Genomic DNA, 11935 nt, shown 5'->3' with positions numbered 1-11935 from the left:
TCGATGGAACCCACGGGCATCTCCTCATCAGGTTGGGTGGAACAAACGTGTGAAGTGTGACCGATTCACTTACGGTGTGTGACCGGAATCGCAAGACTCGATGTCCAGTGAGTGCGGGCGGTCAACGCCGACGCAGGCAGACGGTCAGGCCGAGTCCCGTGACGCCCGGGGTGTAGGTGAGACTCGCGCGGGTGTCCGACGGGCACACGTTGTCGTTCGAATCATGGCGATCCGACACCTGATACGTGGCCGCGGGACTACCGCAGTCGACGCGGCTGATATCCAGCGCCGAACCGGTGTGCTTGTTGTTGTCCATCGCGCAGTCACCGACCATCGCGTAGCGGGCGTCACCGTTGTCGGCGGGACCCATGCACAGCAGCAGAACCAGATCGGTCTTGTCGCCACCCGAGGTGAAGGTGGCGTTGGCGCCCACCAGGTTCGGGCATTCCGGATGCGCGGGCTTGCCGTAGACGGTGCGCACCGACAGCACCCGCCCATCGGCCGTCGGGTCGGTGCAGGCGACCCGCTTCATCACCTGCTTCCCACCGCAGTCACCGACCTGCGCGGTCGACATGGACTTCGAGTCGGTCGAATTGGCGCACACCACGATCGCCCGCCCACCGAGCGACGACTGCGCGAACGCCATCCGGGCATCGGGCAGGTTCTTGCAGGCCTGATCGGTGACCGGGATCGTGCCGTGCAACTCGGTGCCGATCACCTTCACCGGCGCGGGCGTGAAGTCGCAGTCCACCCGGGTGATGCTGTCACCCGCACCCTTCACGTCGGCGCAGTCGCCCGGCAGCAGCTGACCCGGGTCGGTGAGGTTGAAACGCGTCGGCTGCAGGCACAGCACCAGATCCGGGTGGCTGTCGGGAATCACCGCGCGGGTGGCGCGATCGTACTTCGCGCAGGCCGACTCCACCGGCGCGACGACCTTCTCCCGGGCTGCTACCTGGTACTGGCCCAAGCCCTCGGTGCACGCGAATTCGACCGGCTTGGTGGTGATTTCGATGCTCACGCATTGGCCGACGGGGAAGGCGATCGGATCCGGGCGGGTGATCGCGTACCCGAACAACGTTGCGCCAGCGGCGATCACCGTCACCATCGCCACGATGAGCCAGGTCAGCCAGTGCCGATACCAGGGCAGCTGGGCGGGCGGCGGGCCGAACGGGCCACCGGGGAACGGTTGGCCGAGGGCAGGCCCCGGCGGGAATCCCGGTGCGCCGGTGGCGAATCCCGGATCGGCGGGCGGGGCTCCCCAGCCACCGGGTGCGACGGGGAATCCGGCCGGTGCGACCGGCCGCGGATCCAGGGCCATCGCGTCCGGCACGGCCGCCACCGGTGCGGCCCATGCGGAGGTCGGCTCCGGCGCGACGGCCGTCGGGTCCAGCCCGGCGGCGACCGTTTCCGGCACCTCCGATTCGGTGGGAACAGTTGCTTTTTCCTGTTCCGGCGGGTCGGCGGGAGCCGCAGCCGGTGGGACCGGCGCGAAGGTCGGGTCGGATGGCTGGTCGTGCATGGTGTCCCCCACCGGTTTACGCGGCTGGCTTCTCCGCGGGCGCGGAGGGGACGAGCATAGAACCCGGCAATTCAGGCGTGGCGGTGACGGATTCGGCTACCGATTCACGGTCGCCGTGCCGCGGCCGCCGTACGGGTGGCCGCGCAGAACTACCCAGGCCGGGGTGCTCAGCAGGTTCAGGTCGGCGCGGGGGTCGCCGGGGTAGACGACGAAGTCGGCGGGTGCGCCCGCGCAGATGCCCGGGTGGCCGAGCCAGGTGCGGGCGCGCCAGGACGCCGCGCCGAGGGCTTCGTGCGGGGTGAGGCGGGCCTGGGTGAGGGCGATGATCTCGTCGGCGATGCGGCCGTGGCGGATGGAGCCGCCCGCGTCGGTGCCGGTGTAGACGGGGACACCGGCCTCGTGCGCCTTGGCGACGGTGTCGCGGGAGCGGCGGTGCAGGTCGCGCATGTGGGCGGCGTAGGTCGGGAATCTGCCTGCGCCGTCGGCGATTTCGGGGAAGGTGTCGATATTGATGAGGGTGGGGACCAGCGCGGTGCCGTTGGCGGCCATGACTGCGATGGTGTCGTCGGTGAGGCCGGTGCCGTGTTCGATGCAGTCGATGCCCGCGCCGAGCAGGCCGGGCAGCGCGTCCTCGCCGAAGACGTGCGCGGTGACGCGGGCGCCCTCGCGGTGGGCGCCGTCGATGGCTTCCTTCAGGACGGTGTCGGACCACAGTGGTCGCAGGTCGCCGACCTCGCGGTCGATCCAGTCGCCGACCAGCTTCACCCAGCCGTCGCCGCGACGCGCCTGCTCGACGACCATGGCGGGCAGTTCCGACTCGTCCTCGAGGTCGATGCCGAGGTCGCGGATATAGCGTTTGGGTCGCGCGATGTGCCGCCCCGCGCGGATGATGCGCGGCAGATCGTCGCGGTCGTCGGCGAAGCGGGTGTCGATGGGTGATCCGGCGTCGCGGACGAGCAGCACCCCCGCGTCCCGCTCGGTCTCGGCCTGCGCCAGCGCCCCGGCCCGATCCTCGTGCCCGCCACCGAATTTGATCCCCACATGACAGTGGGCGTCAACGAGCCCGGGCACGATCCACCCGCCCTCGTGCACGGTCCGCGCCTCCGCGATCGGCTCATCGGTGATGACCCCGTCCCGCACCCACAGGTCGCGAACCTCGCCCTCGGGCAACACCACTCCACGGAAATGCAGACGCACACCGACTCCTCACCTCGCGGGCCCCACGCCCATCGCGCACCACTATCGCACCCACCGCTACAGCACCCAGAAGTACCACTCGATGAACGGCCCCTGCAGCGGCCAGGTATTCACGATGATCTTCCCCAACCCCATCCCCACCCACAGATCCGTGGTCACCGTCTCCCCCGGCCCTTCACCGGCATGCACGTAGACGACCCGCCCGTTCCCACCCGCCGACCCCACCCACTGCATCTGCACGTTGTTCCCACAAGGCCCCCGCTGATACCCCAGCGGCGTCACATGCGCCAGCACATGCCCGGGCGCCCCCGCCGCCCCCTCCACACTCACCGCGATCGCCCCCGTACAGAAATTCGCATCCCCGAACGTGAACAGAGTGGTCCCGAACGGCGCGAACTGCGGCAATGAATCCGCCCGCGCTCCACCAACTCCCCCCACCGTGAGCCCGAGGACCCCCACCAGCACCGCCAACCCCGCCGAAATCCGCCGCACAAACATCGTGGATGTCCTTCCCGCGCGCAGAAATACGCGGCCGCACACCCGCTTCCGGCCGCAGCGGCCCGGGCAACCCCCGACGACATCGCACCGGTGCGCAGCGGGAGTCGTTCCACCATCCAGGATATCGAACGGGGCCACCCAACGGTGAGCGTCCGACCACACCATAAACAATGCCGACCGCTCGGATCCCCTTGCGGGACTCAGCATTCCGCGTCACCAGAACGGACACCGCCTGCCCGCCACCACAAAGCGCGAGGGCCGGAAGCGGATTCGCTTCCGGCCCTCGCGGAGTGGATCAGTTCTTCGGGAAGTTCAGTTTCGAGAGGTCGAAACCTTCCAGGCCCGGGGGGAGTTCGTTGAGGCCCGCGGGGAGGTTGGAGATGTCGGGCATGCCAGCGGGGAGGCCGGGCATGCCGGGGAAGCCGCCGCGGAGCTTGGGCGGGGTGGGGCCGCGGCCGCCCTTCTTGCCTTTCTTGCCACCCTTTTTGGTGTTCTTGCCGCCGCGGCCGCTGCCGGGCATGCCGAACTGGCGGCTCATGGCGCCCATCATCTTCTTGGCTTCGAAGAAGCGGTCGACGAGCTGGTTGACGTCGGAGACGCCGACGCCGGAGCCGTTGGCGATGCGCAGGCGGCGGGAGGCGTTGATGATCTTGGGGTTGGCGCGCTCGGCGGGGGTCATGCCGCGGATGATGGCCTGGACGCGGTCGAGTTGTTTGTCGTCGACCTGCGCGAGAACGTCTTTCATCTGACCGGCGCCGGGGAGCATGCCGAGCAGGTTGCCGATCGGGCCCATCTTGCGGATGGCGAGCATCTGCTCGAGGAAGTCCTCGAGGGTGAGTTCGCCAGAGCCGATCTTGCGGGCGGCTTCCTCGGCCTGCTTGGCGTCGTAGACCTGTTCGGCCTGCTCGATCAGGGTGAGCAGGTCGCCCATGCCGAGGATGCGGGAGGCCATCCGGTCGGGGTGGAAGACGTCGAAGTCTTCGAGCTTCTCACCGGTGGAGGCGAAAAGGATGGGCTGGCCGGTGATCTCACGCACCGACAGCGCCGCGCCACCGCGGGCGTCACCGTCGAGCTTGGTGAGCACGACACCGGTGAAGCCGACGCCGTCGCGGAACGCCTCGGCGGTGGTGACCGCGTCCTGACCGATCATGGCGTCGAGGACGAAGAGGATCTCGTCGGGGTTGACCGCGTCGCGGATGCCCGCGGCCTGCGACATCAGTTCGGCGTCGATGCCCAGGCGGCCCGCGGTGTCGACGATGACGACGTCGTACTGCTTCTGCTTGGCCTCTTCGATACCGGCGCGCGCGACATCGACCGGATCGGACGCGGAGACGCCGAGCGGGTTGTCGCCACCGCCGATGGAGGTGCCGGGATGCGGGGCGAAGGTGGGCACGCCCGCGCGCTCACCGACCACCTGCAGCTGGGTGACGGCGCCGGGCCGCTGCAGGTCACAGGCGACGAGCAGGGGCGTATGCCCTTGGCTCTTCAGCCATTTGGCGAGCTTGCCGGCCAGGGTGGTCTTACCGGCGCCCTGCAGACCGGCCAGCATGATGACCGTCGGCGGGTTCTTGGCGTACACCAGCCGCCGGGTCTCGCCGCCGAGGATATTGATCAGTTCCTCGTTGACGATCTTGACGATCTGCTGGGCCGGGTTCAGCGCGGCGGAGACCTCGGAGCCCTTGGCGCGCTCCTTGATCTTGGCGATGAAGCCGCGCACCACCGGCAGTGCGACGTCGGCCTCGAGCAGTGCGAGACGGATCTCGCGGGCCGTGGAATCGATATCGGCGGGCGAGAGTCGTCCCTTGCCGCGCAGATCCTTGAGGGCACCGGCCAACCGGTCGGAAAGGGATTCGAACACCGATGCTCCTGTATCTCGAGGGACGTCACTCGAGATACCAGGGTAGTGCCCTATTCGAGGGAGCGCGGGCGCGGGCCGGGCCGCCGCAGATCGTGCTTCTCGGTGGCGACCATGCCGACAGCCTCGCGGGCGGTCAGGCCGAGGGCCAGCGCGAGCCCGTCGAGCATCACCCATTCGGCCTCGCTGGGATCGCGGCCGGTGACGCTGGAGGCGATGGTCATGGCGGTCACCGCCTGCTGACCGGAGAGGGTGCGGCCCGGAAGCCAGGAGACGACCCAGCGGTCGCCGCCGACGCAGCGGGCGATGTGCGCGGTCGAATCGCTGGTCATCATCGACGCGGAAACGACTTCGATTGCCACCGACCTGCCTCCCTCATGCTCGCGAGCGCCGGTGTCGTAGCTCGACACCTGAACGCGAATACTAGGGTGTGATGCCGGTCACGGATCAGAATTGCAGCAAATTGCCTGCAACATTCTGATTAACTGGCAAACATGCGGTTTGCCAGTTAATTCCAGTTCCTGGCGACCGATCAGAAAACGGTGGTAGATCCTATTTCATTGTCCGATTCAGGCGATTTCTTGGGTTGTTGCTGCGGCACCACGGCCAGCACCGCCGCCTCGATTTCCGCACGCCGCTGCGGCGTGTCGGAGGCCCCCAAATCCAGGAAGAACGAATCGATGACGGCCGAACCCAGCGTCACCACCTTCGCCCAGCTGACATTCGCGCCCGATTCCGCCAGCGCCGCCGCCAAACGACTCAACAGTCCGATCCGGTCCTCGGCCCGCAATTCCAGCAGCACCCGTCCCGGCTCCGCGGTCTCGAACCAGAACACCCGCGGCTGCGCCTGCGCGAACGGACTGGGCTGGGTGCCGCCCGCGTCGCGCTCCTTGCGCGCCAGCACCGACACCAGATCCAGATCACCGTTGATGGCGCGGATCAGTTCCTGACGCAGCAGACCCGGATCCGGCGGATCACCGAAGCGCGGCGCGACCACGAAGGTGTCGATGGCCGAGGAGCCCACACTGGTCAGTTCCGCCGACAGCACCCGCAGCGAGTGCACGGCCAGCACCCCCGCCGCGTCCGAGAGCAGACCCGGGGTGTCGGGCGCGACCACGGTCACGATGTGGTGGTAGCGGCCCTCGCCGGGACGCAGATCCACGTGCACGCCACCGGATTCCGCGCGGCGACGCAGTTCGTCGGGGATGGGTACCGGCTCGGGCAGCGGCTCCCCCGCCATCGCGGTGCGACAGTTGCGGACCAGCTCGCCGATCAGCGAGGCCTTCCATTCGTTCCACACACCGGGCCCGGTGGCCAGCGAATCGGCCTCGGCCAGCGCGTGCAGCAGTTCGAGCAGATGCGGGTCGCCGTCGAGGGCCTCGATCACCATCTTCACGGTGTCGGGGTCGGTGATGTCGCGGCGGGTTGCGGTATCGGGCAGCAGCAGATGCTGACGCACCATCGCCGAGAGCGTCGCGACATCGGAGGGCCACAACCCGAGTCGCCGTCCGATGGATCCGGCCAGTTCCGCGCCGACCACGCTGTGGTCCTCGGCGCGCCCCTTGCCGATGTCGTGCAGCAGCGCGCCCAGCAGCAGCAGGTCCGGGCGGTTGACCCGGGTGGCCAGTGCGCTGGCCTGGGCGACCGTCTCCATCAGGTGGCGGTCCACGGTCCAGGTGTGCATGGCGTCGCGCGGCGGCAGATCGCGCACCACGCCCCATTCGGGAAAGAGCCTGCCCCACAAGCCCGTTCGATCGAGAGCCTCGACCGCGTCGACGGCGCCGCGACCTGAACCCAGCAACGACAGCAGATCGTTGACGGCTTCCTTGGGCCACGGCTCGCGTAGCTCGGGCGCGTCCTCACCGAGCCGGTTGAGCGTGGTCGCGGACATCGGCAGTCCGGTCTGTGCGGAGGCCGCCGCGACGCGCAGGATCAAACCTGGATCGCGTTGCGGGCGGGCATCGCGCGCCAGCACCACCTCACCGGAGTGCTCGACCACCCCCTCATCGAGAGGTCGGCGCACCGGTACGCGGCGCAGGCGTGCGAGCCCGCGCCGCGGCAACGCGTTGGCGGCGGTTCGCAGCCCCACATCGGTGGAGTAGCTGACGGTCCGGGCCGCATCACTGAGGGTGCGGGCCAGATCGAAGCGGTCTCCGATGCGCAGGGCGGCCCCGATCTCGTCGGCATCCTGCGCGCGCAGCTGGTCGCGGGCGCGACCGGCGACGCCGTGCAGTTCGGTGCGCACATCCAGCAGACGGCGATGCGCCTGCTGCAACCCGCCGCCGGGCACATCCGGACCGAGCCCCGGCATGGCGTCGGTCAGTTGTGCGATGGCGAGCGCGTCGAGCAGCTGGATGTCGCGCAGTCCGCCGCGGCCGTTCTTGAGATCGGGTTCGGCACGGTGGGCGATTTCCCCACTGCGGCGCCAGCGGGTCTGGGTCTGCTCGATCAAAAGGTCGAAGCGGGAACGGATTCCGGCACGCCAGTCCCGTCGGACACCGCTGATCAGCAGATTGCTCAGGCCTTCGTCGCCGACGATGTGCCGGGCCTCGAGCATGCCGAGGGCCGCGGTGAGATCGTCGGCGGCGACGCGCAACGCCTGCGGGACGGTGCGCACGCTGTGGTCGAGTTTGATGTGGGCGTCCCAGATCGGGTACCAGAGCTGATCGGCGACTTCGGCGACCCGCGCGGGGTCGATGCCGTCGTAGAGCAGCACCAGGTCCAGATCCGAGTAGGGCAGCATCTCGCGGCGGCCGAGACCGCCGACGGCGACGATGGCCAGTCCGCTGTCGGCGGTGATGCCGACCTCGTGGCCCTTGGTGGTCAACCACAGTTCGTAGAGGTCCACCAGTGCTTCACGCAGTGCCTCGCAGTCGAGCCGGCCGTTGCCGGTGTGCTCGGCGAGCAGTTGGTCGCGGGCCCGGACCAGATCCGAAGCACCGTTGGAAACCTTGTCGGCTCCGGCCTTCTCGTCGCGTCCCTGCTGGATCCCCACAAACCCACCGCCTGTCTGCATTCAGTTCGTCATGTCATTGCGAAACGGGGAGGCCCCGGCTCTCGCCGGTTGGACACCGACGGGAGGCCGGGGCCGCCGCTCGTGCTGTATTCGATTACAGAGCGTCGGAGCCGCGTTCGCCGGTACGCACCCGGATGATCGCGTCGACCGGGGTCACCCAGACCTTGCCGTCACCGATCTTGCCGGTGCGGGCCGCCTCGACGATGACCTCGACGACCTTGTCGACGGAGGCGTCGTCCACGACCACCTCGACCCGAACCTTCGGGACGAAGTCGACGGAGTACTCGGCGCCGCGGTAGACCTCGGTGTGGCCCTTCTGGCGGCCGTAACCCTGGACTTCGCTGACGGTCATGCCGAGCACGCCCGCCTGCTCCAGTCCGGTCTTGACGTCCTCCAGCGTGAACGGTTTGACGATCGCAGTTACCAGTTTCATGTGCGTCATGCCTCCTTGACGGCGGTGGTACGTGCCGTGCCACCCACAGCAGCGAAATCGTATGCCGATTCGGCGTGGTCCGACTCGTCCATGCCCTGGAACTCTTCATCCTCGGTCGCGCGCAGGCCGATGGTGTACTTGATGGCGAGCGCGATGATCAGGGTCATGATGAACGAGAAGGCAAGCACCACACCGGCTCCCACGGCCTGACGCCACAGCTGGTTGAAGCCGCCGCCGTAGAGCAGACCCTGGACACCGGCCGGGGCCTCCTTGGTGGCCACGAGGCCGACCATCAGGGTGCCGATGATACCGCCGACGAGGTGGACGCCGACCACGTCGAGCGAGTCGTCGAAGCCGAACTTGAACTTCAGGCCGACCGCCAGGGCGCAGGCCACACCGGCGACCACACCGATGGCCAGCGCGCCGAGCACGTTCACCGAGGAGCAGGACGGGGTGATGGCGACCAGACCGGCGACCAGACCCGAGGCGGCACCCAGCGAGGTGGCGTGGCCGTCACGGAGCTTCTCGACGAGCAGCCAGCCGAGCATCGCGGAGCAGGTGGCGAAGGTGGTGGTCAGGAAGGTGGAACCCGCGGTGCCGTTGGAGGACAGCGCCGAACCGGCGTTGAAGCCGAACCAGCCGAACCACAGCAGACCGGCGCCCAGCATGACGAAGGGCAGGTTGTGCGGACGCATGGGGGTCTTGGGCCAGCCCTTGCGCTTGCCGAGGACGAGGCACAGCGCCAGACCGGCCGCACCGGCGTTGATGTGGACCGCGGTACCACCGGCGAAGTCGATCACGTGCAGCTTGTTCGCGATCCAGCCACCCTGGTGGATGATGTTGCCGCTGGAGTCGGTGGCGTTGAAGTCGAACACCCAGTGCGCGACGGGGAAGTAGACGAGGGTCGCCCAAACCGCGGCGAACAGTGCCCAGGCGCCGAACTTGAGGCGGTCGGCGACCGCGCCCGAGATCAGGGCGACGGTGATGATCGCGAACATCAGCTGGAAGGCGACGAACACGGTCATCGGAATGGCCGTATTGCCGGCCAGCGGAATTCCGATCGCGTCGGCGGCCTGAATGCCCTTGGACGCGTCCGCGGCCACCGCGGCCTTGGCGTCCGCGCCGATCAGGCCCTTGAGCCCGAAGAACTGGGTCGGATCTCCGATCACGCCGAATTTGTTGTTGCCGAACGCCGTCGAGAATCCGAAGATCGCCCATAGGACGCCAACGATTCCCATTGCGCTGACGCTCATCATGATCATGTTCAGTACGTTCTTGCTACGGACCATGCCGCCGTAGAAGAACGCGAGCCCAGGGGTCATCAACAGCACTAATGCCGAGCTCGCGAGCATCCATGCCGTGTCGCCGGTGTTCGGCAGATCAACGATCGGGTACGCCACCTTTTTGTCCTCCTCATCTACGGCCCCGCAGCAACCTGCGAATAAGCCTGCAATGAGATTGGTGAGTTGGTGTTTCCTCCGTGATCCTGCGGCGTTTCGCGTAGGTGAACGGATGAGATTGCACTGTTGCGGTCAGGTTTCCTGACCCGCGCAGTTGTTACCGACATGTTGTGAGGATGATGTTGAAACGGGTATCGGCGCAGTTCAGGTGGGGTCAGCCGAGGAGGGCGTCGACGAAGGCTCCGGGCTCGAAGGGGGCGAGATCATCCGCACCCTCTCCCAAACCGACCAGTTTGACCGGTACGCCGAGCTCGTGCTGAACCTGGAATACGATGCCGCCCTTGGCAGTTCCGTCCAATTTGGTCAGCGCCACGCCCGTGATGGCGACCACCTCGGCGAAGACCCGGGCCTGCACCAGCCCGTTCTGACCCACCGTCGAATCCAGCACCAGGATGACCTCGTCGACCTTCGCCTGCTTCTCGACGACCCGCTTGACCTTGCCCAGCTCGTCCATCAGACCGGTCTTGGTGTGCAGGCGGCCCGCGGTGTCGATGAGCACCACGTCCACGCCGCGCTCGATACCGGCCGAGACCGCGTCGAACGCGACGGCGGCGGGGTCCGCCCCCTCCTTGCCGCGCACGGTGTCCGCACCGACCCGCTCACCCCAGGTCTGCAACTGATCGGCGGCCGCGGCACGGAAGGTGTCGGCGGCGCCGAGCAGCACCCGGCGGCCGTCGGCGACCAGAACACGCGCCAATTTGCCGGTGGTGGTGGTCTTTCCGGTGCCGTTGACGCCCACCACCAGCAGGATCGAGGGGTGATCGGCGTGCGGCAGGGCGCGGATCGAGCGATCCAGTTCCGGGCGCAGCGCCTCGACGAGCACCTCGCGCAGCACGGCGCGCGCGTCGGCGGCGGTGCGCACGCTGCGGGTGGCCATCTCCTGGCGCAGCCGCTCCACGATGGTCGCGGTGACGGCGGTGCCGAGGTCGGCCATCACGAGGGTGTCCTCGATCTCCTCCCAGGAGTCCTCGTCCAGGTCGCCGCCGCCGAGCAGGCCGAGCAGCGATTTGCCGACCGCGTTCTGCGAGCGGGACAGGCGGCCGCGCAGGCGCTCGAGACGGCCCGAGGTGGGCTCGATCTCGGCGATGGCGGCCTCGGAAACCCCGGCGGGCGCGGCGGTTTCGGGCGCGGTGGTCTCCGGCGCGGCGGTGCGCGCGGCGACGGCGGCCTCCGCGGCGGCGGCGATCTCGGCCGCGGCGACCGCGGCTTCGGCGGCCTCCTCCTCGGCGGCGTCGGACGCCTGCACCTCGGTGGCGGACTCCTCCACCACGGAAGTCTCGGCGGCCGTGCCGGATTCGTCCGGCTCGACCGCCGCCTCGGTGGCTTCGGCTGCGGCGGGCTCGTTTTCGGGTGTGACGACCTCGCTGTCCACCTCGGGTGCGAGTTCGGGCCCCTGGACGGGGTCGGGTAGCCGGACATCGTGGATGGCGCGCTTGGGGGCGTCGCGCGGGATGGCGGCGTCGTCGCCGACGTGGGGCTGGCCCTCGTCGTCGGTGCGTTCGACGCGGACGGGTTCGGGCGCCGGTTTGGCGCCGCCCTGGCTGAAGCTGAATCCGCTCGACGCCTGGTATCCGCCGGACCGGTCGGTCACCTCCTTGGTCTCGGTGACCGGTGCGGTCAGCGAGACGCGGCGGCGCTTGTTCAGGGCGTATCCGGCAACCAGGGCCACGAGCAGCACGGCCGCGATCGCGGCGATCAGGATCCATACTTCTGAGGTCGTCACGCCCCCATCCTTTCAGAGGCATCGGTATTGCCCGATTCACACACCGGCCCCGACGTCGGGCACGGTGTCGTCGGTCACCTGGCTGCGTCATTTATCACAGCGTTCGGCGGCGTTCCCGCAGACACGCCGGGGCGCGGGTCGTGAAGTCCGATAACAACCGACCGGTCTCCATGAGAACGTGCCACAGTGCGGAAGGAGCGGCGAATGCGACACCGAGACAATAGGATCGGCGCT

General features: G+C 68.4%; 9 protein-coding genes. All 9 read right to left on the bottom strand.

Annotation, left to right across the window (positions count from 1 at the left end):
• Window positions 1-121 precede the first annotated feature (121 nt).
• On the bottom strand, window positions 122-1519 hold the full coding sequence (locus OG300_RS02365) for a hypothetical protein (RefSeq protein WP_405491637.1): 1398 nt from the start codon (window positions 1517-1519) through the stop codon (window positions 122-124).
• A gap of 96 nt (window positions 1520-1615) precedes the next feature.
• Entirely contained in the window at window positions 1616-2716 is a 1101-nt protein-coding gene (locus OG300_RS02360; protein WP_405491635.1) for an amidohydrolase family protein, read from the bottom strand.
• A 57-nt stretch (window positions 2717-2773) separates the two neighbouring features.
• Window positions 2774-3214, bottom strand: coding sequence for a hypothetical protein (locus tag OG300_RS02355; protein WP_405491633.1), 441 nt, complete (start codon window positions 3212-3214; stop codon window positions 2774-2776).
• 295 nt (window positions 3215-3509) lie between these two features.
• Complete coding sequence (gene ffh, locus OG300_RS02350; RefSeq protein ID WP_405491631.1) at window positions 3510-5072, bottom strand: signal recognition particle protein; 1563 nt, start codon at window positions 5070-5072, stop codon at window positions 3510-3512.
• Between the two features lie 50 nt (window positions 5073-5122).
• The gene (locus tag OG300_RS02345; protein WP_405491629.1) at window positions 5123-5431 is read right to left on the bottom strand and encodes a hypothetical protein; all 309 of its coding nucleotides are present in this window, start codon (window positions 5429-5431) and stop codon (window positions 5123-5125) included.
• A gap of 170 nt (window positions 5432-5601) precedes the next feature.
• The gene (locus OG300_RS02340; RefSeq protein ID WP_405491627.1) at window positions 5602-8085 is read right to left on the bottom strand and encodes a [protein-PII] uridylyltransferase; all 2484 of its coding nucleotides are present in this window, start codon (window positions 8083-8085) and stop codon (window positions 5602-5604) included.
• A 94-nt stretch (window positions 8086-8179) separates the two neighbouring features.
• Window positions 8180-8518, bottom strand: coding sequence for a P-II family nitrogen regulator (locus OG300_RS02335; RefSeq protein WP_405491625.1), 339 nt, complete (start codon window positions 8516-8518; stop codon window positions 8180-8182).
• Between the two features lie 5 nt (window positions 8519-8523).
• On the bottom strand, window positions 8524-9870 hold the full coding sequence (locus tag OG300_RS02330; protein ID WP_405498443.1) for an ammonium transporter: 1347 nt from the start codon (window positions 9868-9870) through the stop codon (window positions 8524-8526).
• A 262-nt stretch (window positions 9871-10132) separates the two neighbouring features.
• Complete coding sequence (ftsY, locus tag OG300_RS02325; protein ID WP_405491623.1) at window positions 10133-11701, bottom strand: signal recognition particle-docking protein FtsY; 1569 nt, start codon at window positions 11699-11701, stop codon at window positions 10133-10135.
• Window positions 11702-11935: the final 234 nt, after the last annotated feature.

The sequence above is a fragment of the Nocardia sp. NBC_00511 genome (genome assembly GCF_045161165.1).
GTDB lineage: Bacteria > Actinomycetota > Actinomycetes > Mycobacteriales > Mycobacteriaceae > Nocardia.
This window is presented reverse-complemented; position numbering and strand designations above follow the sequence as displayed.